Consider the following 26,223-nt stretch of genomic DNA (forward strand, 5'->3'; position numbering starts at 1 on the left):
AAGTCAGCCTAAACAGTAAGAGCCGCCCAAATGGGCGGCTCTCAGGATGATAAGTAAGCAGGGCCGAGTTATTAAGGTCGGAACCCAAAGTCATTTTGGGGTCAGTGAATATAGGGGCGGGGGCGTACCCGGTAGGGCCGGCCCCCGCCCCTACATCAATTAGAACAGGAAGTCGAACCCGACGAACACCAGCTTCTCCTCCCCTACCGAGTAGGTGGCGTTGATGATGGCCGCCTTGAGGATATCGACGTAAATGCCGCCGCCAAAACCGCTGTGGAAGGCGTTGAGGCCGGTATAGGTGCCGGTGTCGTTGTCGGAATACACGCGGCCGATGTCGGCCAGGCCCATCACGCCAAACTTGCCAGGGAAGAGATAGGCGTTGAAGGAGAACAGCTCCAGGCGCGGCTCGAAGTTGGCGTACACGGCCGTACGGCCCGCGAAACGGGTGCGGCGGTAGCCGCGCAGGTTGGTGGTACCGCCCAGCGTGTTGGCCTGGTAAAAGCGGTAGTCGCCGTAGTTGTGCTGGTAGCCGATGCGGCCGGCGTAGGTGAGGTGGAAGGGGAAGTTAGGCGTGAGGTAGGCGCGTACTTCCGTGCTGAAGCGCCCGAAGCTCAGGCTTTCGCTGTTGAGCTGCCAGTTGTACTGGTACTCGTTGTACCAGCGCAGGCCGATGCGGGGGTTTTTGGCCGACGAGCTGGCATCGAGGTTCAGGTACATCAGGCCGCCGAGGTACTGGTTGGTCTGGAAGTCGGAGGAGCGCACGCCGAAGCGACGGTTCTCGTAGGTGGTCACCCCGTTTTTGTTGGTCAGGCTGTCTTTAATGACCGAGCCGATGGGGTCCTGCTCGATACGGAACTGGTCGTACTGCGGCCCGATGCCGAATTTGAGGAAGGCAAACAGCTTGCGCTCAAACGTGGGCGCAATGGTGATGCGCTGAAACCGCACGCGGTAGGCGTTGTTCACGGTGCGGTTGGTCACTACGCCCCGGGTTTCGTCTTCGGTGGCCAGGTTGGCCGTGTTATTGCCGATGCCGAAGAAGTTGTACAGCAGCTGCGGGCCGTAGTACTGCGCCGCGATGTGCAAATCGGTCTTCTTGAAAATGCGGTTAAACTGGCCCGTATAGCGGATATTATAGGCATCGCGGGCCGGCGCGATGTTGGCCGTGATGGTCTGCTCCCACGAATACGGCTCGCGGCGGAAGCCGTAGTGGCGGTAGGTTGCGCCGCCGCCCAGCAGGATGCCGTCGTCAATGTTGTAGCCGAAGTACAGGGCCGGCCCCAGGTAGTCGAGGCGGTAATCCTTGAGGTCGAAGCGGTGCGGGTAGTCGTAGCGGCTCACCTCGTAGCCGGGCTCTAGGCGCTGGCGGGCTTCGGAGCTGGCGGTGATGGCGTTGCCGGTGTCGGCGTCGTAAATCTGGGTTTTGTGGAGCAGGCCGCCCACATGGTCGCGGGTGGTGATGGAGTCGCGGCCCGTGCCGGCCACGATGCGCAGCTTCACGCCCCGCTTCACGTCGCCCTTCACGTCGTACACGTCCTTGCCGCTGATGCCGTAGAGGCGCACCTCGTCGGTCACGGCATCGTCAAATGTGCGGTCGTAGAGGATTTTGGTCAGCTTGCCGTCCTTGTTAATCTTCTGCATCACCACCCGGGTTTTGCGGTTGGTGAGGCGCTCCACGGTGAACTTCTCGTTCTTCTTCGAGCCGCGCACTTCCACTATTTCGGCCAGCACGTCGGCGTATTTGCCGGCGAGGTCGGGCAGCAGGTCGCGGCGGCTTTTCAGCTTAGCGATGATTTCTTTGGCGTGCAGGTCGTAGATTTCCTTGGGCCACTTGTCGCGGAAAGCCTTTTCAATCACCTCATCGGTGAGGTGGGCTTTCATGTAATCGGCCTCCTTAATCCAGTCTGCACGGGTCACGGAGCTCATAAACACCCGGTCGTTGCTCATGCCGGTCTGGTTCAGGCCCTTGTAGTCGGCGTAGTCGTACCCAAAGTTCTGGAAATTGCGGATGGCGAACTTGCGCGAAATCAAATACGGCAGCACACCATCGCCCTTGAAAAAGGCAATGTCGCGGTCTTCGGGCACGGCCGTAAATGTGCGGTCGCCCTCCTTGTCCTTGGTCTCGCTCCAGCGCCACTGGTCTTCGTGGCGGTCCCAGTCGCCAATCCACATATCGAAGAGGCGCGAGCGGGCGAAGGCCTTCTGGTTCACTTGGTTGTCGTTGTCATCGAGCAGGCGGCTTAGCATCTTCTCGGTGCCCACCAGGTTTTTGGCGAAGCCCAGGCTGGCCACGTTGTCCTGGCTATCCTTAGCATCTTCTTCCAGCGCTGCCGGCAGGTTGGCAAACTGCGCGTAGTACTGGCCCAGCATGGGGTCCTGCGGAATATAAACCGGCACCGGGTTGGTGTGCAGAATGCCGGCCGCCGTGCCCAGCGGCGGCAGCACGAACGAGGCGTACGGGTGCTGGGCCGAAATCTGGTCCTGGAGCACGGCCTTGGCCAGGCCGGTGCGCAACTGCTCGGGCAGCACGGCGGCGGGGTCTTTGTCGATGCCGCGCAGGGTGAAGTTGTAGCCGGCCTCGTTGCGCACTTTCAGGGAGGCAGTTTGCTTGCCGCCGCCGGTTTTGTAGGGCATCAGGCCGCCTTTGTCATTGGCGATGTCCAGGGTGCGGAACTTCACGGGCGTGGCCCACTCCTTGCGGTAGTGCTCGCCCAGCAGCCAATTGTGGAAAGCCCCGTGCTTATCGTAGTTCGCGTTGATGGCCACCGTCACCGAGCTGTCGCGGAAGTCGGGTCGCTTCGTCGGAATCGGGGCTTTGGCAATGGCGGCGGCCTCCTTTTCCTTCTTCTTATCCTTGGCTTTTTTCTTATCCTGAATGGCCGCTTCCGTCTGGGGCAGCTTCTGGCCGCCGGCCTGGCCGTTGGTGGTGGTCAGCACCGTTTCGGAGAGGGCCTGGGCAGGCTGGGCAGCAACGGTGCCGGTTATTTTGGCATACATCGGCGTGCGGAACACGCGGCGGGCCGTCTGGCCGTTGCCCTGCGGGATGAAGTATTCGCTCCACACCTGGCCGTCGTCGTAGTAGTTTACCACGGCAAAGCCCTTTTCCTTATCCGAGAACAGCGCCCCGCCGCCGTCGCCGGGCTTTACGTGCTGGGTTTTGCAGCCCGAGCCGCTGGTGATGAAGTGCGTGCTGCCTTCGGTATAGTATTGCAGGTTGTGCTCGTGCCCGGCGGCGTACACCACGTTGGGGTACTTGGCGAAAATATCGAGCAAGCCCTTGCGGTACGCCTGGTAGAGCGGGTGCGGAATGTCCTGGCTGATGCCGCCGTACTTGCGCGCAAACGGGTAAATCGAGCCAATGATGGGCAGCGGAATAAACGCGTATTTGAGCACGATGCTGAGCGGAAAAATATGGTCGGCCAGCGTGAAATAGCCCCCGTGAATGCCGTCGGAGAACAGCGGGTGGTGGGCAAACACCATGATGTGCTTGGTCTTGTTGCGGGCAATGATTTCCTCCAGCGCCGCAAAAACGTCGTCGTTGTTATCGGCCCCGCAGGACCCGTTCAGGCCGAAGGGGCGGTTGGTGGCCGGGGTCAGAAACCACTGTGAGTTTAGGGCAATGAGCACCAGGTCGTCCTGCACGCGCACCTCAAACGGGCCGGGGCAGCCATCGCGGGGCAGGAAAAAGTCGCCGGTGTAGGAAAACGCCGTCGAGTCCTTGCGCATGTACTGTTCCACGAAGGCCTGCTCGCGGTTCACCTGGGCCAGGCCGCCGGCCGCACCCTGAATCCAGTCGTGGTTGCCGGGCGTCATGTATTTCTCCCCCGCATAGCCCCGGAAAATGTCGAGCTGGGCAGTGAGGCGTTCCTCCGCGTTTTTGCGGTCGTAGGCCCCTTCCTCGGGCATGCCGTAGTTGTACACGTTGTCGCCCAGGAAGATGGTCGTGCTGTTTTTGCCAGCCTTCATTATCTGCTGGCGCAGGTAGTTCAGGCTCGGCTCGCCGCCCTTGGCCTTCGGAATGGGGTTGCCCACGTCGCCAATCAGGAACACGCGGTAGCGAATGCGGGTGGAGTCGGGCGGAATATTTTTCTGCCAGCTCACGCCGGCTTTGCGGTAGTTGGGGCGGCTGGTGTGCGGGTTCTGGTCCGACTCGCCGGGTTCGGGCAGTTCCCGCTGAGTCCCTCTGGGTTCCTTGGGTTCTTTTGACGATTGGGGGGCGGCGGGCTGCGCAGTAGCAAGCAGCGGCAGGCAGCAGGCAAGCAGAAAAGTGAGGCGGCGAAATAGGTGCATGAACTAAAATTACGAGACGAAAAATGGGCCACGCCGCAGGGCCCGGGCAAATACAAAAATAACGCGCCCGCCCGGTTGCGGGCCGGCGCTGTAGCGCCCGTTACGCAAAGCACGGCGGTGCGGTTTGGCCGGGTTTTTAACTTCCGGCCCGCGCTTCGCGTTGAAAGCCGGCGGACCAGCCCAACGCGCCGGCCGTAGCTTCGCGTACCATGAAAGAAACTACCCCCGAATCCGTCGAAACTTCGGCGGCGTCCGCACCGGCTCCATCGGTGGAAACTCCGGCTGCGGCCGCATCCCCGGCACTCCCCGCCACCGAGAAGCCTCTGGAAGCGGAGAATGATAAAGCGCCCAAAGCCAAAGCGTCGGCCCTGGTGAAAGAGGCGCAGGAATACATCACCGGCCTGTTTGCCAAAGAGCTGCCGGCCAAGCTCACCTACCACACCATTGGCCACACCGAGGCCGTGGCGAAGGAGTGCCGCGCCCTGGCCCCCGCTGCCAAGCTCAGCGCCGACGACACCGAGAACCTACTGCTGGCCGCCTGGTTTCACGACGCTGGCTACATCGACGCGTACGACGGCCACGAGTTCCGCAGCATGGAGCGCGCCGGGGCCTGGCTCGCGGAGCATGGCCTGCCCAAAGACCGAATCGAATTAATTCAGGGCCTGATTAAAACCACGCACCGCGACTCGCCGCCCGAAACCGAGCTGCAAAAGCTCCTGGCTGATGCCGACATGAGCAACCTGGCGCGCGACGACTACCGCTCCCGCGCCGAGCTGCTGCGCACCGAGTGGGAGCTGGTGCTCAACAAAACCTACTCCACGCCGGAGTGGACCGAATTGCAGCTCAACTTCATGCTGGCCCACAAGTACCTCTCCGAAGCGGGTAAGGACCGGTACAAGAAGGCCCTCAAAAAGAACATCGAGGACCAGCGCGACCACCTCAAGAAGAAGGAGAAAAAAGACAAGAAGAAGACCAGGGAAAAGAGCGACACCTTCGCCGAGCCCAAGCGGGGCATCGAAACCATGTTCCGCACCATGTACTCTAACCACATGAAGCTGAGCGACATGGCTGATAAAAAGGCCAGCATGATGATTCAGCTCAACGCCGTGCTCATCTCGGTCATCATCACCTACCTGGGGGCCAAGATGGGCAAGGCCGGCAGCCTGGCCCCGCTCATGGGCAACAACCCCGTGCTGGCCATTCCGGTGAGCATTCTGCTAGTCACGGCCCTGGGTTCGGTCACCTCGGCCATCCTCTCGGCCCAGCCCGACGTCACGAGTTTTGCCTGGCTCAAGAAAAGCCCCGAAGTTGCTACCAACCGCCGCGTCAACCTGCTGTTTTTCGGGCAGTTCACCAAGCTCAACCTCGACAACTTCCAGAACGGAATGCGCGACCTGATGCGGCAGAAAGACCTGCTCTATACCAACATGGTGACGGACGTTTATTACCTCGGCGAGGTGCTGACCCGCAAATACCGCCTGCTGCGCATCAGCTATACCATTTTTCTGGTAGGCATCATTCTTACGGCGCTCTCGTTCGGCATCGCGCTGCTGTATAAGTCGTAGTTCGTTCGGCAGCGGCGGTGTCTGTTCTTATCTTTGCGCCACGGCTGCGTAGTTCAACGGATAGAATAGGCGTTTCCTAAACGCTTGATATGAGTTCGATTCTCGTCGTGGCTACATAGGTTTTAGTTAATGATTAAAGGCCGTTTTCGACGTCGAAAACGGCCTTTAATCATTAACTAAGCCGCGCTGCCAACAACAAATTCTATCGACAACCGGCCGTGGTCAAATTCCCAGTGATGGTTGGGGCATAGAGCCACCAGGTTGCTCAATTCGTTTACGTCAGCGACGGAATCAGTAAGCAGAAAGTCATTAATCGGCTTGATATGGCACACTTCATAATGCATGTCATAACCACGGACCGCGCACATCTTGGGCCGGGCTGATTTGCGGTATATCACGCGCGCCAAGCTGCGAATTTGCGCGGCATATTGCTGCAGGGCTTTTGATTTAAGCTGCTGTAATGGCACCGTTCGCCAGTCAACGATGCTGGGATTGCAAGCGTCGCAGGTGGTGCGCCGGGCCTGAAGTGTAACTCCACAATACTTGCAGCTTCGGGCCACGGGCTTTCTACTGGGAAAGAGGTGGCCGTTTACATGATTGGCGCACGAGCGGGAGCAGTACTTGGCGTTGGCAGTTTCAGCGCCGCAGTGCTGGCAATTGTTCATGGCTGAAAGTAATAGATAGACTTGGGCAATTTGCTGCGCGAAGGGCGAAGAGAAGACAGAATCCCCGGCTGATTTTTCGCTACTCTCCAAAGTAAGCCTGAACTGTAGCAGGCAAAAAAATTCAGGCCCACTTCTGGTTAACGCCATACCTTTGTATCGGTATTATAATAAAAACGGGCCTTTAGCGGCTCAAGGCGGCGCTTATTCTTCGTTCTCTTCCTTATGGCTACTTCCTACCCCCGCCGCCCAGCCGATGAGGCGCACCGGTTGCAGGCCCTGCGTCCGTATCAGCTCATTACCTCCATCCCCGACCCGCTGTTCGATGACCTGATTCGGCTCACGGCCACGCTCTTCAACGTGCCCATTGCCATTGTGGCGCTGGTGGAAGAAAGCACCGTGCAGTTCCGCCTGAACGTGGGCCTGCCCGATGGTACGGCCCAGGAGCCGCGCGACGAAAGCCTGTGTTCAGTGGCCATTCTGGAGGACGATACCACGGTGTTCGAAAACCTCGAAACCGACCCCTGCGAGCTGGCCAAGCCCGGCTTCGTGCAGCGCATGAACCTGCAATTCTACGCCGGCAGCCCCCTGCGCACGGCCAGCGGCCTGCCGGTGGGCGTACTCTGCGTGATTGACCGCCTGCCCCGGCAGTTCGGGGCCGAGCAACAGCAGCAGTTGCAGCGCCTGGCCGAAATCGTGATTGGGATGCTGGATTTGCGCATCAAGGCCGAAAAAGCAGGCGTATTGCATCCCGGCACCGCCCTCTGGGGCAGCCTCTACGACCAGATTGAGTCCTCCGTGAACCGCTTGGGCACGCTGGCCGAGCTGGCCAAATGGGAAGAGAACACCGAAACCGACGCGGCCGTGGCCTACCGCAACTCCGCACAGGAAGAAATCGGGCACGTGCTGGATGCCCTGCACGCGCAGATTACTGAGCGGCTGCGGTAGGGCGCGGTTGACGTAAGGCCGGTTCTTACCTTGCGCCGCATGAAGCTACTGCTGCCCATGCTCCTTGTTGCCATTCCTTCTTTTGCCCAAACGCAGTCTGACACCGTGTGGACTCAGTTCACTAAAAAGGAAAAGCAGGATTATAGATACGGCTATAAAGACGCCGCCGGCCGCATCCGCATACCAGCCCGATTTGGCAATTTCACTAATGCGCAGAAGTTCCGGCACATCATGGCCGTCAACGAAAAGGCGACTCAGCGAATGTATTACCTGCTGAAAAATGGCCGGGAAATAGGCCGCGACAGCGTGTATATGTTCGACTATACCTTCGATTGCGAAAGCGAGGGCAGAATTAGATTCAAGGACCACCAGAGGGACCGGATGGGCTTCTTTGATGGCCGGGGCAAGGCTGCTATTCCGTCCATTTACTGCTATGTCAGCCCCTTCCACAACGGCATGGCCGTGGGGCTCATCGGGGCCCGGCGAAAATGCTGGAGCGGCGAAAATGACACCGTCCATTGCGAACACCCCGGCTGGGTAGGCGGGCGAAATTTGCTCATCAATGAGCGCAACGAAGTGCTGGCCGATAACCTGCCCGAGCGCCAGTTGGACTACCTCAACTGGTATTCGCTACGCGTCAACGCCCCTGCCATCGATACGGCCACCACCCGAACTTTCCGCGCCGTGAATGGCGACCGTTACACATTCACGGATTACGAAAAGGAGTTTACTCACTGGTTCTACGAGGTGTTTGTGCCGACCGTACGCACCGGAGCGGCCGGTAAATTTACCGCGCTTTGCTACTCCGAGCTGGTAATTTCCGGCCGGCCATTTCAAGGCTGGCAATATTTGAAACGGGCCGCATTCATCCGCAAATTCTACCAGCTCATGCTACAGCCGAAATTGAGCGTACTTCAGCCGGGCGCGAAAAACGTCGCGGTTTTCTCCGAAGACCTGAACGGGCTTATTTTCGACAGCCCATCTTTCCAAGCTTTCTTCACCGACTGCAATGAGCATTTTCGGGAGAAATACCCGGTTTTCAACGTGGTTGTGAACCCGGTCGATGCGGCGGGCAAAACTAGCTCGGAGCACCAAGCGCACTTCGCCTTTATCCGCACCGTCGCGGGCTACCGGCTTTTCAGCGTAGCGTTGTAGCGCCCGCAAAGCCCACTTTCGATTACTGTTCGCGCCGCCGGGGCTCCCCCATCCCCAAGGAAAGGGGCCGGGCGTGAGGTTGCGTTATCTTGGTGGCATGAAGCAATTCCTCCCAGCCTTACTGCTCCTCCCCTTCATCATCAACGCCCAAAAAGCCCCCGAAAACCTGGTGCAGTACGCGCACCCGATGGTGGGCACGCAGAAGATGGGGCACACCTACCCCGGCGCCACCGTGCCCTTCGGCATGGTGCAACTCTCGCCCGATACCGACACGCTGAGCTACGAGCAGAACGGCAAGTACAACCCCGACATCTACAAGTACTGCGCGGGCTACAACTACGACGACCGGACCATCGTCGGCTTCAGCCACACGCACTTTAGCGGCACGGGGCACTCCGATTTGGGCGACTTCCTGCTCATGCCCACCACCGGCCCGCTCCAGCTCAATCCCGGCACCGCCGACCGGCCCGCCAGTGGTTACCGCTCCGCGTTTTCGCATCAAAACGAAGTAGCCGAGCCGGCTTATTACAAGGTGAAGCTCGACGACCACAACATCCTCGCCGAGCTCACGGCCACCACCCGCGTGGGCCTGCACCAGTACACGTTTCCGGGCACCGAGCCAGCCCACGTCATCCTGGACATGATGGCCGGCATCTACAACTACCCCGACAAGAACGTGTGGAGCTACGTGCGCATCGAAAACGACTCGCTCGTGACCGGCTACCGCCAAACCACCGGCTGGGGCCGCACCCGCACCGAGTACTTCGCCATGCAGTTCTCGAAGCCCTTCAAAAGCTACGGCGCGAAGAAATACGACGCCAAAGAAACTTACCGGGGCTTCTGGGGCCGCTTCGACCAAAGCAAGGGCTGGCCCGAGCAGGCCGGCCGCCAACTGCGCCTCTACTTTGATTTCGCCACCGTGGCGGGCGAGAAAATCAAGGTCAAATTCGCGCTTTCGTCCGTGAGTAGCGCCGGGGCGCTGGCCAATATGCGCGCCGAACTGCCCGGCTGGGATTTCGACCAGACCCGCCGCGCCGGCCAGCAGCGCTGGCAGCAGGAGTTGGCCCGCATCACCATTCAAACGCCCAACCGGGCCGATAAGGAGAACTTCTACACGGCGCTCTACCACGCCAGCCTCAGTCCCACCATCTACCAGGACGTGGACGGCCAGTACCGCGGCCTCGACCAGCAAACCCACCGCGCCGAAGGTTTCGTCAACTACACCACCTTTTCGCTCTGGGATACTTTCCGTGCCCTGCACCCGCTCTTCAACCTCATCCAGCCCAGCCGCAACGCCGACATGGTGCAATCCATGCTGGCCCACTACGACCAGAGCGCCGAGCACATGCTGCCCGTCTGGAGCCACCATGCCAACGAAAACTGGTGCATGAGCGGCTACCACAGCACCTCCGTGGTGGCCGATGCCGTGCTAAATGGGACAGTTGCGCCCGCCCAGGCCGAGCGTGCCCTCGCCGCCTGCGTGGCCACCGCCCGCCACCGCTGGTACGACGGCCTTGATGCCTACATCGACCACGGCTACGTGCCCAGCGAGCGCAGCGGCACGTCCGTATCGGCTACCTTGGAGTTTGCCTTCGATGACTGGTGCATCGCCCAACTCGCCCAAAAGCTCGGCCACGCCGACCTTGCAAAGGAGTTCGGCCAGCGCGCCACCAATTGGCAAAACGTGTTCGATGCCCACACCAACGCCATGCGCCCGCGCCTGGCCGACGGCAGCTTCCGCCCCACCTTCGACGTGCTGAGTACCAACGGCCAGGGCTTCATCGAGGGCAACGCCTGGAACTACACCCTCGCCGTGCCCCACGACCCCGCCGGCCTGATTGCCCGCATGGGGGGCAACCGCCGCTTCGTGCCCCACCTCGATTCGCTCTTCACCATGCACCTGCCCGACAGCTTCTTTGCCGAAACTGAGGACATCACCCGCGAGGGCATCATTGGGGGCTACGTCCACGGCAACGAGCCCGCCCACCACGCCGCCTACCTCTACAACTACACCGACCAGCCCTGGAAAACCCAGGCCCAGGTCCGCAACATCCTCGCCCGCCAGTACCACCCCACCCCCGACGGCCTCGGCGGCAACGACGACTGCGGCCAGATGAGCGCCTGGTACATCTTCTCGGCGCTAGGATTCTACCCCGTGGCCCCATCCTCGGGCCAGTACGCGCTGGGCAGCCCCCTCGTCCACGGGGCCGTCCTGCATTTGGAAGGCGGGAAGGAGTTCAGCATCCAGGTCAAAAACCAAAGCCCCAAAAACGTCTACGTGCAGTCGGCCACGCTCAACGGGCAGCGGCTGGCGCAGCCGTTTTTGGCGCAGCAGGACGTGGTAAAGGGCGGGGTGCTGGTGTTGGTGATGGGGGCGAAACCGGCGAAGCAGTAGCACAATTATTAACTGATGTGCATAAAGCTCTTTATTAATTCAAAAACTGCTGAACCAGCTACACCATAACTGACGTTATTTGCAGCTTCCGCAAGTAATGGCAGCAGCTTTGGATTTTCACTTTGAATAACTGAAACAGCACTTCTGACCTCCTTTTCAGAATCGTTATTAAGTCCTGTTTTCAGTATATTTTCTATTTGCTTTAACGCAAACAATACACTTTCATTCCCTTGGGCAGCAGTAATTAGACTACTAAACACAATACTTGATTGCTCCATTTGAGCCAGCAATACCCGCTCAGCAGAATCAATCTGTTTGCTTATGATATTTGCTCCCGTACTTATTTGGAGCAACTGCTCACCCAGATGACGTCTCAAGAATACTGTTTCGCCTTCAAGCAAAGTTATACGGGCATCATAAGAGCTTTGAGTAATAGCAAGTAACTGATGTCCTTGTCTTGCTTCCATTCGAGCAATTTCTAATTTATTTTCAAGCGCCATGATTTGCAGTTTATCCTCTAGCAGTGATTCTGGAGGCGCTTGGTCCGCTACGACTAAGACAAAATCATTAAGAGTTTCTTCAATTATTTCCTTGTCACCCGATGGTGATTCAATGTGTAGCCGAACTGTTCTTCCTTCCTGCTCTATACGCACTTTGGCATTCATCTCGGGGTGCTTTTGCCGTAATATCTCGCCGAAATAGGATAAAATCCCGACTCCAGCTTGGTAGTATTCCGGAGCAAATTCGATACACTTTTCTATAACATCTTCTGAATCATCAGGCACATCATATAAAGGAATTTCATCAACTTCAATTTCTCTATCACTAGGAAACAACGAAAAGAAAATTATTACAAATGGCGAAGAATTTCGAAGAGGATATAAATCCTCAATTTGGGCACGGCAACGCTCCTCTGTAAATAAAGACGTGCTTGTTCTTCTGTCTATATCATCAATAATTTCTTTAACATCTTCTGTTGGCACGAGAAGGACAGAAACATCACATAAGTCTGTGACATGCGCACGTGGTACTTCAACAAAAAGCCAACTTGTGAACTGAGACAGAGAAAGTCTATCTAAGGCGATGCCCATACGAGTACTAACTCTATTTTTGGCGTTACGAATTGTTAAACGCAGCCCGGCACCATTATTAGACCTGTGTCTTAAAGGTCCCCATCCCATTTCATGAGATATATTATCCCAATAGTATTGGAAGTTGCGAACCCGAATCCTTTCATGAAACATTTCACCGTTCCTTCTTGCGTCTTGTTGACCAGGGGTGTCTGCAATTCTTAAACTATTTGCATCCATCATACTAATAGCATGTTGAATATCATTCCACTCACTTGGTTTTTGCTCAACTAATTGCTGCCAGCCATTAGCATAGCTTAAGACTCGAATTGGGTACATTACTAGTTAATTATGGTGATGATGTAAGAGCTAAGGCCTGTTACAAACCCGCCCGCTCCCCTCTCCGGAAGCGGGCGGCTTCCTTTCCAACCCTGCCGAAACTTATGCCACGGCCGGTTTCTCCTTGCCGCCCCCGCCACCGGAGTTGATGACTTTGCGGGCCTGGGTGTAGCCGGCGAAGAGGGGGCGGTTCAGGAGCTTGAAGGCTTTCATATCCTCGTCCAGCTCGCGCAGCTCGTCCATCAGGTCGGTGAGCAGGTCTTCGAGGGCCGCGCCGGAGAGGGCGCGCTCGTTGATGGTTTGGCGCACGGCCGGCTGGGCGGTGCGGAAGGTGGCCAGCGCATCGGTCAGCGGCTTCAGGGCCTTGGGGGTGAGGCCCTGCTTGGTGAGCTCGGGGGCTACATCGGAGCGGGCGGCACTGGCCAGCACCGCCCCCACCACCGCCACAAACGGCACCGGGCGCAGCTTGCGCAGCTGCTTGCTGCCCAGCGTCACGGCGGCTTGCAGGTCGGCATCGCCGAGGCGTTTGGCTACCCGGCTCAGGGGGCCGAGCAGGGCGGGCAGCAGGTCGAGCAGGGTTTTCTGGGCTTCCTGGGCGGCGGTGGTTAGCTGCTGGGTGCGGCGGGCGGTGCCGCCGTGGGCCTGGGCCACCTGGGCATACAGGGTTTGCACGGCGGCGGCCTGCTGGGCGGCTACTTCGCTGGCGGCCAGGTCGGCCGCGTGTTCGGCCACGTAGGCGGCCACCCGCCCGCACATGGCGAGCTGGTCTTCTTTGTACTGTTCCATCGAAACATTGGGTAGAAATGCAATGGAGGCGCTCCATCGGGCGGCGCAAGCGTTTCTTGCGAGCGGCCAAGGTAGCGGGAATTTCCGACGCGGCAATACCCGCTCGGGCGCAGTCGGTTCAGGCACCGTAGCCGGCCCCGCCACCCCGGCTGCCGGCGGCGATTCGACGGTAGTTGGCATCGGTTCAACACCTGCCGGCAACGGTTCAACACCTGCCGGCAACGGTCCAACCATACCCGGCACCACCCAAACACCTCCCGGCAACGGTTCAACACCTGCCGGCACCGCCCAAACACCTCCCGGCACCGCCTCCACTCCACCCGGCATCGGTTCAACGGCTCCCGGCACCGCCCAAACACCTGCCGGCACCGCCCCAACTGTTCCCGTTTCATACCACGGTTGCCCAGGCCCCGCCGCCTCACGCCAAAAGCCCCGCCGGCCCGGCCCCGGTCAAAGGGTTCGGCCCGGCGGGGCTTCTCATGGCAGCAAGGGCAATTATTGCTTGGCCGCCAGCTCCTTCAGCTTAGCCGAAGCCTTTTTCGACTCCGCCAGCTGCTTTTTCACCGCCTCGCGGATGTCGCCTTTGAGGGCCTTGCGCCGCAGGGTTTTCTTGTAGGCTTTGGTGGCCCAGTGCTCGCCGTAGATGTTGGCGGCCAGAATGGCTTTTTCGTTATTGCCGGTGATAGTGGCCTGCGCATCCATCAGCTTGCGGTAGAGCTTGCCTTTCAGCGTCGTGCCGGTTTCGCGTTCGCCCCCCTCGCGGGTCAGGTAGCCGTTCAGCTCGGCGGCAAATTTCTTGCTCTGGGCCACCAGCTGCTGGTAGTAGGCGCGCAGGTCGCCGTCCTTGGTTTCGTCCACGGCGCGCTTGTAGCCCTCCACGCGGTCGTTCACGAACAGCAGCAGCTCGTCGAGGGCTGCCGATTTGCGCTTGGCTTTGCCCTTTTTCTTGGGGGCCACCAGGTAGGCCAGGCCAGCCGCCAGCAGGGCTCCGCCCACCACTTTTTGGGTGCTTGTCAGGCCTTTGAGAGCCCCCAGCGCTTTGTCGCCGGCTTCTTTCGCTTTGGCCCCCGCGTCCTTCAGGGAATCCGGTGCCTGGGCGAGCAGGCTGGCCTTCACCTCGGCGGCCTTATCGAGCAGGTCTTTCGCCTTATCGGTAACAGTAGTGGTGGCTTGGTCAAGCAGGTCTGTTGACTTGTCGGCAGTATCGGAATTGGTTTCGGGCAGTTTCATTAGGCTAGAAAGCAAGTGAATGTGAAGTCCTTGCTTACGGCAAGCAGTACCCGTACGTTCAATTCTCCCTCGTAAACGCGGTCCATTCCTCCCCACCACGGCGGCTTTTTTCAACGCGAACCCCGACAATTATGCCCGGTAACTCACTGGCTGATGGCTATAAGAAAATGGGCAAGTAGTAGGCCGACACCCGTTGGCGGTGCTAGTATTAATATCATCAATCCAATAAGCCTGAATTTGTAGTATGTTAGCCCGCCCAATTACTTAATCCTCTAGCTTAACCACCCCATGGCCCCCTCCTCTACACCTATTCTCGACCGCAGCAACGTCACCATTTCCGGCGCTACCGGCCCCGGCACGCAGGCCATCGTGTTCCTGCACGGCCTCGGCGGCGACCAGCACGACTGGCGCCTCGTCGCTCCCGCCTTTGAAGACCAGTACCAGGTGGTGTTGCTCGACCTGATTGGGGCCGGCAAGTCCGACCTCAGCGCCTACCACCCCACCACCACCCACAGTACCCTCGACGGCCACGCCACCGACCTGCTGGGCGTGCTCAGCGCCCTGGCCCTACATGATGTCGTGTTCGTGGGCCATTCCGTGGCCGCCATGATTGGCGTGATTGCCGCCGTGCGCGAGCCCCAGCGCTTCGCCAAAATGGTCCTCATCTCGCCCTCGCCCCGCTTCATCAATGAGAAAGGCTACGCTGGCGGCTTCGAGCAAAAGGATATCAACGAGCTGCTGGGTGCGATGGAGGCCGACTACAACGGCTGGTCGCACGGCTTCTCGCCCGTGATGGTGGGCCAGCAGGACAGCCCCGAGCTGGTAATGGCCCTCACTAACAGCTTCGTGCGTACCAACCCCGAAATCGCCAAGCATTTCGCCCGCGTCACCTTCTTCTCCGACACCCGCGCCGAACTCGGCTTCCTCACCATCCCCACGCTCATCGTGCAATCGGCGCACGACGTTATCGCGCCCCTGGCCGTGGGCCACTACATCAACGAGCAGCTGGCCGACAGCCGCATGGTCGTCATCGAAACCAACGGCCACCTCCCCCACCTCAGCGCCCCCCAGGAAACCCTTTCGGCCATGAACCACTTCCTGCACCACGAAACCGTGCTGTAGGGACGCGGGAGCGGGCTATTTTTTCCGTTTGTCATGCAGAGCGCAGCGAAGCATCTTTACCACACAACGCAATCCAATCGAATGGATTACTACTGCGGTAAAGATGCTTCGCTGCGCTCTGCATGACGGGCGCTTTTGTAGCATCTATAGCCGAATGCTGAACGCCAGCGGCTCCACCACCCACTGCCGCACCGCCGAGCGGTACACCACCCGCACCCCCGCCTCCACGGGCGTGCGTAGCCGCAGTACGTTGAAGAGCACCAGCAAATCGGCCCCCACGTTACGGTAGTTGAGTTGCCCCGCCACTCCTCTAAAATCATTGCCCTGAGCCACATCGCCAAACACCGTGGCCCGTAGCCGCTGCACGTAGAGCAGGCGTCCCAATTCCCAGTGCGTGTACGCCAGCGGCAGCGAATAATCCGCGCTGGCCGCGCTCAGGCGGTCGAAACTGGTGTAGCCCTCGCCGCGCGGAAACGATACGGCGGGTGCAAACTGGTATTGCAATTGGTCCTGCCACTGGTAGCCGGCGCGCAGCCGCAGCGCATGGTGCCGCCGCAGCCCCGGCAGAAACACGCTGGCCTGCGCCGCCAGCTGCCGCGCCGCCAGCCCTGTCCCAAACGGCGTGGTGCGCCACGTTCCCAGAAACGTATAGCCCAGCGTGGGCGCAATGCCCCGGGCCGGAGCCTTGCGCTGCTTCACGTAGCTAAGGGTGGTTTGCAGGGCATTGAGGGGCGAATTGGGGCTGGCTTCGGTGGGCTTGCGGACGGGCAGGTCGTAGCCGTATACCTGCTCGTGCAGGAAATAAGTACCCAGCGAAACGGCTTCCAGAAATTTAGAATGCGTGAGGTTGAGCGGCAGCCGCAGCCCGGCCGTGAGGCGGGCGTATTGCCACTGGTCGCGGTACGTATTGCCTTGGTAAATAATAGCCGCGTCGCGCCCGCCGTAGGTCACGTCGGCATCCAGCACCGGAAAGCGGCCCTGGTAGCTCACGGCTCCTGTTACGTTGAAAGTGCGCTCCACCTGGTCGTAGCCCAGCCCGGCGAAGGCCTGCGTAGTGTTCAGCAAGTCCTGCGAGCGCAGGCCCACGCTCACCGTGTTGCCGCTCGGGCTCTGCACCACGCCGTAGCTGAACAGGTTGAAGGCGTGCGCCAGCGGCCGGTAGCGCCGCACCCCGTAGCGCGGGGCGGCAGAGTCGGGCCGGGCCGCCAGCAGGCGCGGCACCAGCTGCCCGGCCGGCTCCTGCGCCGTGAGGGCCGCCGCGTAGGGGCCGGGAATATCGGCCGTGGCCAGGGGCACGGGCACCCAGGCCGTGGTATCGAGCGGCATCTCAACCACCCGCGCCCCGGTGGCCCGGTAGTCGTGAAAGGCCAGCGTGTGCCCATCGGGCGAGACGGCCGCCTGATAAGCTCCGAATGGCCGGGCTGTGACGCGGTAGGTCTGGCCGGTGCGGGCGCTCACGGCGTAGATATTATCGATGCCCGACTGGGCCGAATTATAAAGCACAAAATCGCGCCAGGGCTGCGGGTTGGCCAGGTTGAGGTTGGCCACGGGCAATAGGTTGCGGGCAGTGCCGGTGGCGGGGTCCAGCACGGCAATGGTTTTGCCGGCGGTGCTTAGCGTCACGGCCACCAGGCGGCGGCCGTCGGGATGCCAGCGGGGCTGCTGGTAGAAGTCGTTGGCGGGGTTGGGCAGGGTCTGGATTTCGGCCCCAGTTTCGGCATCCAGAATAACGAGGGCGTGGTGGTAGGCGGCATCGGTGCGGGCCGCCACCAGCCGCCGGCCATCGGGCGAGAGGGCGGCGGCCGAGTAGCGCTGCCCGCGCCCGATGCGCGTGAGCCGGCCGGTTTTCAGGTCCAGCACCTTCAGCTCGGAGGCAATGCGCTGGCCCCAGCGGGCATTCTGTTGGTACTCGGGCCACACGGCCCGCCCCCCATTCACCGACAGCATTTCGGGGATGTTAATTTGCCCCGGGGTGAATACGGTTTGCTCCGCCCCGTGCCGGCTCAGCAGCACGAAGCGCGGGATGATGGCAAGGCCGGTTTTCAGGGCCAGCACCGTGCTGTCGGTCACGTACTGCGGGTATTGGTACTGGGTGAATATTTTCCCAACTCCGGCCTGCTTCAGCTCCCGCGCCGGCGTGGGGGCCGGCTGCGCCAACTGCTGCGCCCGCCACAGCGAGTCGATTTCGGTCATGCTGCGCGCGTACAGCTGTTCCACCCGCAGGCCCGTGGTGTGCCGGATACCATGGGAAAACGAGAACGGATAGAACGGAAAGCGGTAGTAATTATCCAGCACTTTGGCCCACACGTCGGGGCCGTGGTGGGTTTTCAGGTACGAGGTCATGAAGTAGCCCAGCACGTACCAATCGGGCACATTATCCACCAGCGAGCCGTTTACGGCCTTCTGATAGGAGTAGGTGCGGCCGGCAAGCAGGTTGGCCCGCAGGCCCACGTTGAAGCTGGGAATGCGCCCGCGCCCGCTGCGCGTGAGGGCGGTTTCGGTGCCCACGGCGTCGCCCTCAAAAAACCACTGAGGCACGCCCACCGCCGCAATGCCCAGCGCCCCATCGCCAAACAGCGGCCCCAGCACCCGGCCCACGCCCTGCCGGGCCTTCTCGAACTGCCCTACGTGCCGGAACTCGTGTACCGCCAGCCCATCGAGCCAGTCCACGGTGCCCAGCCCGAAGCCCTGCTGCGGCGTGGTAAAAAACTCCGCGTGCCGGGGCAAAAACGTCACGAAGCCGTTGCTGACCGTGGTCTGGTTCTGCATCACCACCGCAATGGGGCGCGGGTTCACGCCCAGCGTGGCCACGTCCGGGCCGTGCAACTGCTCCAGCCGTGCAGCCGTGCGTTGCGCCGCCGAGTCAATTCTGCCCGCATACAGTACCCGGAAATGTGGGGTGCGCACCTCGCGCCAGCGCAATTCGGGCGGGTTTTGGGGGAGAACGGGCAGGCTTTGGGCGCGGGCCGGAGCGGTGAGGAAAAAGCTCAGCAGCCCCGGCAGCAGCAAACGACGCATGGAGTGGCGGGAGGGCATCAAGAATGACCAGTCGAAATGAACAATACTAGAAACGAACGATAAAGAACGTCATGCTGAGCACAGCCGAAGCATCTCTACCACAAGAGTAATTAGTTGCTTCCACAACGAAGCGGTAGAGATGCTTCGGCTGCGCTCAGCATGACGTTCCATTTACTTGCTTTATTCTGCGCTCACCGGGAACGATTGCGCAATTATAGTCGCGTCCACCCATCCGCAATCCGCGCCAAAGCCACCAACTTACGGGCCTCAAACCAATCAATTCCCGCCCGTTATGGAACGTCGAACTTTTGCGCAGCTTACCGGCACGGCCCTGGCCGGCTCACTGCTGACCAACAACGTCATTGCCTCGGCCCTCGCGCCCAAAAAGAAGCGCGTGGCCATGGTGGGCACTGGCCACCGCGGCCTGGGCATGTGGGGCACGCCCGTGCTGGCCGAGCACGGCAAGAGCATGGAGTTCGTGGGCCTCTGCGACATCAACCCCGGCCGCGTAGCCACCGGCAAGCGGATGCTGGGCGTGGATTGCCCCACCTACACCGATTTCGACAAGATGATGCGGGAAACCAAGCCCGACGTCCTCATCGTGACCACGGTGGATGCCACCCACAACGAATTCATCGTGAAAGGCATGGAATACGGGGCCGACATTGTGACTGAAAAGCCGATGACCACCGACGAGAAGAAGTGCCAGCAGATTCTCGATGCCGAAAAGCGCACCGGCCGCCAAGTGAAAGTCACGTTCAATTATCGCTACTCGCCACACCGCCAGAAGCTGTACGAGCTGCTGCGCAACGGCGTGATTGGCAAGGTGGAAGCCGCCGATTTCCACTGGTACCTCGACGTGCATCACGGGGCCGACTACTTCCGCCGCTGGCACCGCCTGCGCCAGAACAGCGGCTCGCTGCTGGTGCATAAGGCCACCCACCATTTCGACCTGCTGAACTGGTGGCTGGAATCGGACCCGGAAGAGGTGTTCGCTTACGGCCAGCTCAATTTTTACGGCAAGAATAATGACTTCCGGCACACCCACTGCCGGCCCTGCCCCTACAAAGACAAGTGCGCGTTCTACTTCGACATGACCAAGGACAAGCGCCTGATGGCCATTTATGCCGACAACGAGCAGTACGACGGCTACCACCGCGACGGCTGCGTGTGGAAGGAGGACATCGATATTTTCGACAAGATGGCTGTGCAGATTAAGTACGCCAACCAGGTGCAGGTCAGCTATTCGCTCACCACGCACTCGCCTTACGAGGGCTACCGCATTGCCTTCAACGGCACCAAGGGCCGGCTCGAAGCCTGGATTAAGGAAAAGCAGCCGTGGGAGGAAGAGGCGTTTGACGAAATCCAGCTCACCACCAATTTTGGCAAGCGCGAAATCATCCGCATCCCCAACAACGAGGAGGGCCACGGCGGCGGCGACGTACGCCTGCGCAAGCAAATCTTCGCCCCCGACGGCCAGGACCCCCACCGCCAGGCCGCCGGCACCCGCGACGGGGCCATGGCCTGCCTGGTGGGCATCGCGGCCCGCAACAGCATCGACAGCGGCCAGCCCGTCAAAATCAGCAGTTTGACTACCTTACAGCCCTCGGCCACGCGGGGCATTTGAACTTTTGGGAGCAAGAAGCGTTGGGCTAAAAAATAATTAATGTATCGACATCAAATGTAGCAACATTGATTATCTTTGCATTCTCAATTCACCTTTTCAACCCCCAACGCCATGTCCGATACCACCGCCACCAAATGGGTACTCGACCCCATGCACTCCGAAGTGCAGTTCAAAATCAAGCACTTGGTTATTTCCACCGTCACGGGTTCGTTCAGCACCTTCGCGGGCTCGATGGAGTCGGCCGCTGATGACAACTTTGACAATGCCAAAGTGGAGTTTTCGCTCGACGTGGAAAGCATCAGCACCAACCAGGAGCAGCGCGATGCCCACCTGCGCGGCGAGGAGTTCTTTGACTCGGCCAAATTCCCGCACATCAAATTTGAGTCGACTTCGTTCGTGAAAACCGGCGGCAACGACTACAAGGTGACCGGCAACCTGACGGTGAAGGACGTGACCAAGCCCGTGACCCTGGAAGCCGAATACGGCGGCTCGGCCGTCGATTTCTACGGCAACCACAAGGCCGGCTTCGAAGTAAGCGGCAAAATCAACCGCAAAGAGTTTGGCCTCGTCTGGGGCGGCATCACCGAGGCTGGTGCCATCGTGCTGGGCGACGACGTGAAGCTGATTATCAACGTGCAGTTTGCCAAGCAGGCGTAACCAGCAGCCTTCATAACGCAAAAAGCGGTGGCTCCTTTGGGAGCCACCGCTTTTTGCGTTATGGGTTTGGTTTTTATTCTACCCGCAGGCTGCTCTGGCCCTGGGCGGGCTGGCCGGCTTGGGACAGGCCTTCGGTGCGGAGCTGAAACGTGCCTTTGGCATCGGAAGTAAAGAATGTTACTTCGGCCTGGCCCGTGGCATCGGTGCGCACGGTGGGGTTCCAATAGAGCGTGGAGCGGCGGGTATCCGGGAAGTCGCGGTTGGTTTTGGGCGCATCGTAGCGGGGCACGTAAAATTCGCGCCCGCAGTAGTAGCCCGGCAAATGCAGCACGGCCACGCCCGGCACGGGCTCTAACAAGGGATTGTAGGCGGGGCTGCCCCGCCGCGAATACACGGCAATGACGCCGCCCGAGGCCCGGCTGCCGTAGATGGCGGCCTGTGCCCCTTTCAGGACTTCAATACTTTCAGCGTCCGACGCCGGGAAGTAGGCCAGCGTGCCCACATCCACGGGCACGCCGTCGAGCAGGAACAACGGGGAGGAGTTGCCGGACAGGCTGGTGATGCCCCGAATCAAGACATTCGTGTTGTCGCCGGTGCCGGTAACGGCGACGCCCGCCACCCGGCCCTGGAGCAGCTGGAGTACCGATGTGTTGCCGGTGGTAATGTACTTATCCGGTCTCAGCACGGTGGCATTTCCGGGCGGATAGAGCCGGCGCGGGTCGTTTTCCACGGCCTTGGCTCCCTTCACCGTCACGCCGCCGAGGAGAATGGTTTTGGTGGTATCGAGCCGGAACCGACGTTCGGCGGCGCGCTGCTGCTGGCTACGGGCCAGGGCGTCGGCCAGGGCATTGGGGGCCTGCACGGGCAGCGGGACCAGCGGCCGGCGGGACACAGGCGGCCCGGGGTCGAGGTGTAGCTCGGCGTTGCGGCCGTCTTTGCTGGTGCGGGCCTGTAGCGTCACGCGAATGGTGTCGCAGCCCTCAATGCCGTTGAACAGGAAGCGGCCTTCCTGGTCGACGGTGGTGGCCATGAAAAACTTGGTGGGTGCCGTTTGCAAAAAGCTGAGCTTGCCGCCCGGCACCGGCTTGCCGTTGCGCTGCAGCATCTGGCCCAACAAGCTCACCGAGCGCTCAACGCTGAACTCGTGCTCCAGAGGCTGGTTACTCAACACCTGTTTCCAGGCAAAGCGGCGCCAGCCCTGCGTGAGCAGCAGGGCATCGAGGTGCTGGGCCGTTTCGAGGGTGGGGTTTTGGAAATAGTAGCCGGGGGCTTCGACGTAGCCCGCCAGGTCGGAGGTCAGCAGCAGATTGGAGGCAATGGTTTCGGCATTGGCATCGGCCACGCCGGCATCGGTCAAGGCCAGCGACAGGTTGGCGGCCACCGGCTCGCCGGCGGCATTGGCCACGGCCACGCGCACGCGCACCGGCTGGCGGGGGCCGTAGCTGGGCCGGTCGGGCGTGAGGGTGACGTGCAGGCCGGGGTCGGTTTGGGCAAAGGCCAGCCGCTCGGCCAGCGGCGTGCCCTGCCCATCAAACAGCGTGAAATGCACGATGCCGGCCGGAAACCTGCTTTTTGGAATGCGGGCCGTAAACGTTTCGCCCCCCGTTAGCTGGCCCTGGCCCACGTAGGCCGCCTGGCCGCGCACCTGGCCCAGCAGCAGCACCGGCCCGCCGCTCCCGCCCTGCTGCCGGATGGCCACGAAGTACTCGTTGGGAAACGTGACGACGTGCAGCGTGTAGCCGCTGGCTTTCACTTCGGGCAAGGCCACCGTAATGGGCACGGCGGCCGGGGCCAGCACCGCGTGGTAGCGCTGCCCCGCCACCGGCAGGAGCGTGAACGTGCCCATACCAAAGTGACTGTTGCGGAAGGCGGCAACCTGCTTATTGTCAGCATCGAATACCTTGCCTTCCACATCAAGGCCGTGGGCGGCGAAGTCGGTGATTTTAAATGCCACGGTGTTTTCGAGGCCGGCCACCAGGTTGCCGCCTTCGGGAAAAAACTGCACGTCGGGCGGGGTGGCCACGGCCTGGGCCAGCTGGCGGGCGGCGGCGGCCCGGGCCCGCACCGCCCCCGGCTTCGAGTCGGGGGCTTCGTCCGGGGCGGCGGGCCAGATGGTGACCTGGCGGCTGTAGAAAAAGCCGGGGTCGGTGTTGCGCATCCAGCTGGTATAGGCCCGCAGGGTGTAGTTGCCGGGCGTAAGGGTGTCGGGCAGGGCCACGTCGCCGGGGGCCAGGCCGGCTTCCAGGTGCAGGTTGCGGCGGGCCACCAGCTGGTTGCTGGCATTCAGCAGCTCTACGTGCAACACCTTGCTGAGGGTATCGGGCTGGTGGCGGGCGGCATCCACTACGTAGGCCTTCAGCCAGATGGTTTCGCCGGCCGTGTACCAGGGCTTGTCGAGGTGCAGGTAAGCTTTTTCGGGCAGGGCGGCGGCATAAAATCGCCGCACGCTCAGCACGATGTGGCGCACCACCTCATCGTCGGGGGGTGAGCGAAATGCGGCGGCGCTCAGCGCTAATAAGGCCAGCAGGGCAGCCGGCTGCCACGCCCGGCGTGGGCGCAATCGGGTAGAAAACGACATGAAACGGTGGAAAGAAACGCGGCGGAAAGGGCTTTCGGCAAGCGGCGCAGGCATAGAGCTACTCCGAAACCGGCTCAATATAAGAGCGCCCGGCCAAAGTGGTCGGGCGCGCCGGGCATTCCAGTAAGAGAGGGCGGGCCTTAGGCCGAAAGCAGCTCCTTATCGGGCACGCTCTGGTCCTTGAGGGTGGCCGTGCCGCGCTCCTTGCGCATGATGCGCGAGTAGAGGCTGATTTCCTGGTCGAACAGGAACATAAAGAACAGCTTGGTGTAGCTGGTGTGGGCCAGCAGGGGCTCGTAGAACTCGGGGGCCACGGTTTTGAGCTTGGGCAGGTTATTCCACGGAATGCTGGGCATATCGTGGTGCTCGTTGTGGAAGCCCACGTTGAGGTTGATGCCGTTGAGGCGGCCGTAGTAGGAATAGGTTTCCTGCGAGTCGCTCAGGGTGAGGTAGTGCTCCTGAATCCAGCGGGCACCCAGCGGGTGCAGGCCGACGGAGAACCAGAAGCTTAGGAACAGGTACAGCAGCGCCGTCCAGCCAAAGAAGTAGACGATGGCGGCATCGAAGGCCACCTGGGCCGCGATGTTGGCAAAAACGTACTTGTCGACGGTGGCAATTTCGCGGCAGCGGATGGTGCGAATTAGCTGAAAAACCGGGAAGAAAAACAGCCAGATGGCCTTGCCAAAACTGTAGTTGTTAATCAGCTTGGCCTCGTACCAGTCGGGCAGGTCGGCATCGAGCTCATGCACGCCCTGAAAAACGTGGTGCTTGATGTGGAAATTCTTGAAGCTGATGGCCGTGGGGAAAATCGACGGAAAATTAGCCAGAATGCCGGTGGCTACGTTCTGCCACAGCTTCTTAAAAACCAGGTTGTGGGCCGCTTCGTGAATCACCACAAACAGCGTGTGCGAGAAAAACGCCCCCACCAGATAAGCCACCGGAATGGTCCAGTACCAAGCCTGGTGGCGCAGGAAATACGCAATGGCCACCTGGGCCACCACGCAGCCCAGCCCGATGAGGAAGGTGGTGGGGTTGCGCGTCATCAGCTGCTTCACCTCGGGGTGGGCCTTGATGATTTGGCGGGTGCGGATGCGGTGCGGCTCGGGGGCCGTGGCCACGGTGAAAGCGGTAGGTGCGGATGCCATAAGGTGCCAAAAGGGGGCGCAATGAATAGCGACGCGCCCGGCCTTTCAGACAAAAATACGGCAAATTGGTTCAGTTCCGGGCCGCGCTACATCTGCGTCAGCCAGGCTTTGGCGGTGGCCACGTCGTCGAAAGTGGCCACCACCGGCTGGCCGCCCGTGAACTGCAGGGTGAGGTCGGTGGAAAGGCGGCTGTAGAGGTTGGGCGAGTATACCCAGGCGAAATATTGCAGGCCGGCGGCCGTCATGGCCGGGAACCAGTCTTTGCCGGCCCACTCGGCGGCGTCGCTCCACATGCTGGTTACGCGGGTGTTGTCGTTCAGCACTTTGTGGCAGCGCTGCGACTGCATAAGCCGTAGCATTTCCTGGCCGCCGAACTGCACGCTGGCCAAATCCTGGTTGCCGTGCCAGTCGGCCAGCAGCCATTCGTTCAGGTGGTCGTAGGAAATGGTGATGGTAGGTGCTTCAAGTAAAGTTTGCAGGGACATAGCATTGGATTGGACGGCAACAGCGCCTGCTACGTGAAGTACGTAGCAAAAGATGCAGACCATTATCCAGTACCACACCTTTTACGCTTGGCTCGTGCCCGGGCACGATACATGGGAAACAGTATCTACGTATAAATACAGGCAACTCCATGTCAGGCATCCGTAAAAATCCGGTTGAATCCGCAACCGGACTTATATCTGCCGTGTTGTGGTTGCCAGCCCGGCCACTAGCCGCGCCACCCTGCCAACCCGTACCGCGCTCAGGGCCGTACATCAGCCAGCAAAGAGCTTGGCGCGGGCTGTAAGGCCGGCGGCCGGGCTGCGTCTACCACCCCAGCAACTCCTTTTTGGCATTCCCCTCTTCGTCTCAATTTTTATGAAAAGTCAATTGAAATCCGTGTTTGGCATTGGCCTGCTGGCCTTCACTTTTGCCTGCGGCTCGCAGCAGCCCGCCGATGCCCAAAACCCGCCGCGCTCCACGGCCGGCTTCGCGCCCACCAACCTGACGGGGCTGGCCCAGGCCACGTTTGCCGGCGGCTGCTTTTGGGCGCAGGAAGAGGCTTTTGAACAGATAAAAGGCGTGAAGCAAGTAGTGAGCGGCTACGCCGGCGGCACCAAAGCCAACCCCACCTACGAGGAAGTGGCCGACAAAACCACCGGCCACACCGAAACGGTGCAGATTTACTACGACCCCAAAGTCATCAGCTACCAGACGCTGGCCGACATTTTCTTCACCGCCTCGCACGACCCCACCCAGCTCAACCGCCAGGGGCCGGATGCCGGCCCGGAGTACCGCTCGGCCGTGTTCTACCGCACCCCGGAGGAAAAGAAAATCCTGGAAGCGACCATCGCCAAAGTCAATGGTGCGAAGGAATACGACAGCAAGATTGTGACCCAGGTAGTGCCGTTCCAGAAGTTCTGGCCCGCCGAGGACTACCATCAGGGCTACTACCGCCTGCACCCCGAAAACCCCTACATCGCCCACGTTTCGGCGCACAAGGTAGAGCATGTGCAGAAGCTGTTTCCGAAAGACCTGAAAAACCCGTTGTAGTCGCCGCCTGTTCAGTTGGTGCGCTGCTTGAAAAGCCCTGGCCCGCAACGGCCGGGGCTTTTTGGTAGCTGCTATGCACCTGCTGCCAGCAGCCTATCTTTGA

At 60.5% G+C, this 26,223-nt stretch carries 17 protein-coding genes and 1 tRNA gene; 9 read left to right on the forward strand and 9 right to left on the reverse strand.

Translation table 11 applies throughout. From position 1 onward, the window contains the following. Positions 1-159: 159 nt before the first annotated feature. Positions 160-4,287, reverse strand: coding sequence for a metallophosphoesterase (locus tag ACVWYF_RS05585; protein WP_457065477.1), 4,128 nt, complete (start codon positions 4,285-4,287; stop codon positions 160-162). Between the two features lie 209 nt (positions 4,288-4,496). Here ACVWYF_RS05585 and ACVWYF_RS05590 point away from each other — a divergent pair, with 209 nt between their 5' ends. Continuing rightward, positions 4,497-5,852 (forward strand): Pycsar system effector family protein, encoded by a 1,356-nt coding sequence (locus tag ACVWYF_RS05590; protein WP_457065479.1) that lies wholly within the window; start codon positions 4,497-4,499, stop codon positions 5,850-5,852. Between the two features lie 42 nt (positions 5,853-5,894). Beyond that, positions 5,895-5,966 (forward strand) — tRNA-Arg (locus tag ACVWYF_RS05595). 62 nt (positions 5,967-6,028) lie between these two features. Here the strand turns inward: ACVWYF_RS05595 and ACVWYF_RS05600 are convergent. Continuing rightward, positions 6,029-6,664 (reverse strand): HNH endonuclease, encoded by a 636-nt coding sequence (locus ACVWYF_RS05600; RefSeq protein WP_457065481.1) that lies wholly within the window; start codon positions 6,662-6,664, stop codon positions 6,029-6,031. 75 nt (positions 6,665-6,739) lie between these two features. Between ACVWYF_RS05600 and ACVWYF_RS05605 the strand changes: the two genes are divergently transcribed. The 3 genes from ACVWYF_RS05605 (at position 6,740) to ACVWYF_RS05615 (ending at position 11,012) form a co-directional block, all read left to right on the forward strand. Further along, a complete protein-coding gene (locus tag ACVWYF_RS05605) occupies positions 6,740-7,462 on the forward strand; it encodes a GAF domain-containing protein (protein WP_457065483.1) in 723 nt (240 codons plus the stop codon). Between the two features lie 39 nt (positions 7,463-7,501). Next, a complete protein-coding gene (locus ACVWYF_RS05610; protein ID WP_457065485.1) occupies positions 7,502-8,617 on the forward strand; it encodes a hypothetical protein in 1,116 nt (371 codons plus the stop codon). A 97-nt stretch (positions 8,618-8,714) separates the two neighbouring features. Beyond that, positions 8,715-11,012, forward strand: a complete 2,298-nt coding sequence (locus ACVWYF_RS05615; protein ID WP_457065487.1) for a GH92 family glycosyl hydrolase — start codon at positions 8,715-8,717, stop codon at positions 11,010-11,012. Positions 11,013-11,020: 8 nt separating this feature from the next. On the opposite strand, the gene ACVWYF_RS05620 is transcribed toward ACVWYF_RS05615, so the two are convergent. From ACVWYF_RS05620 to ACVWYF_RS05630, 3 genes are all read right to left on the reverse strand, one after another. Further along, positions 11,021-12,421, reverse strand: a complete 1,401-nt coding sequence (locus ACVWYF_RS05620) for a hypothetical protein (protein WP_457065489.1) — start codon at positions 12,419-12,421, stop codon at positions 11,021-11,023. A 102-nt stretch (positions 12,422-12,523) separates the two neighbouring features. Next, entirely contained in the window at positions 12,524-13,207 is a 684-nt protein-coding gene (locus tag ACVWYF_RS05625) for a hypothetical protein (RefSeq protein ID WP_457065491.1), read from the reverse strand. A gap of 495 nt (positions 13,208-13,702) precedes the next feature. Further along, positions 13,703-14,437 carry a PA2169 family four-helix-bundle protein gene (locus ACVWYF_RS05630; RefSeq protein WP_457065493.1) on the reverse strand — a complete coding sequence of 245 codons (735 nt, stop codon included), beginning with the start codon at positions 14,435-14,437 and terminating at the stop codon, positions 13,703-13,705. Positions 14,438-14,725: 288 nt separating this feature from the next. Between ACVWYF_RS05630 and ACVWYF_RS05635 the strand changes: the two genes are divergently transcribed. Further along, the gene (locus tag ACVWYF_RS05635) at positions 14,726-15,559 is read left to right on the forward strand and encodes an alpha/beta fold hydrolase (protein WP_457065495.1); all 834 of its coding nucleotides are present in this window, start codon (positions 14,726-14,728) and stop codon (positions 15,557-15,559) included. A 144-nt stretch (positions 15,560-15,703) separates the two neighbouring features. Here ACVWYF_RS05635 and ACVWYF_RS05640 read toward each other — a convergent pair whose 3' ends face one another. Then, positions 15,704-18,577, reverse strand: a complete 2,874-nt coding sequence (locus ACVWYF_RS05640; protein ID WP_457065497.1) for a hypothetical protein — start codon at positions 18,575-18,577, stop codon at positions 15,704-15,706. A gap of 292 nt (positions 18,578-18,869) precedes the next feature. On the opposite strand from ACVWYF_RS05640, the gene ACVWYF_RS05645 reads away from it, so the two are divergent. Beyond that, positions 18,870-20,204: a Gfo/Idh/MocA family protein gene (locus ACVWYF_RS05645; protein WP_457065499.1), complete on the forward strand. Its 1,335-nt coding sequence runs from the start codon at positions 18,870-18,872 to the stop codon at positions 20,202-20,204. Positions 20,205-20,315: 111 nt separating this feature from the next. Further along, complete coding sequence (locus tag ACVWYF_RS05650) at positions 20,316-20,861, forward strand: YceI family protein (RefSeq protein ID WP_457065501.1); 546 nt, start codon at positions 20,316-20,318, stop codon at positions 20,859-20,861. Positions 20,862-20,934: 73 nt separating this feature from the next. On the opposite strand, the gene ACVWYF_RS05655 is transcribed toward ACVWYF_RS05650, so the two are convergent. The 3 genes from ACVWYF_RS05655 to ACVWYF_RS05665 all read right to left on the reverse strand — a co-directional run bounded on the left by ACVWYF_RS05655 (position 20,935) and on the right by ACVWYF_RS05665 (position 25,069). Beyond that, positions 20,935-23,439, reverse strand: a complete 2,505-nt coding sequence (locus ACVWYF_RS05655; protein ID WP_457065503.1) for a TonB-dependent receptor plug domain-containing protein — start codon at positions 23,437-23,439, stop codon at positions 20,935-20,937. A 140-nt stretch (positions 23,440-23,579) separates the two neighbouring features. Then, positions 23,580-24,584: a fatty acid desaturase gene (locus ACVWYF_RS05660; protein WP_457065505.1), complete on the reverse strand. Its 1,005-nt coding sequence runs from the start codon at positions 24,582-24,584 to the stop codon at positions 23,580-23,582. Between the two features lie 86 nt (positions 24,585-24,670). Then, positions 24,671-25,069, reverse strand: a complete 399-nt coding sequence (locus ACVWYF_RS05665) for a hypothetical protein (protein WP_457065507.1) — start codon at positions 25,067-25,069, stop codon at positions 24,671-24,673. Between the two features lie 376 nt (positions 25,070-25,445). Here ACVWYF_RS05665 and msrA point away from each other — a divergent pair, with 376 nt between their 5' ends. After that, on the forward strand, positions 25,446-26,120 hold the full coding sequence (gene msrA, locus ACVWYF_RS05670) for a peptide-methionine (S)-S-oxide reductase MsrA (protein WP_457065509.1): 675 nt from the start codon (positions 25,446-25,448) through the stop codon (positions 26,118-26,120). The last annotated feature ends 103 nt before the right edge of the window (positions 26,121-26,223 follow it).

Source organism: Hymenobacter sp. UYAg731 (assembly GCF_054061335.1).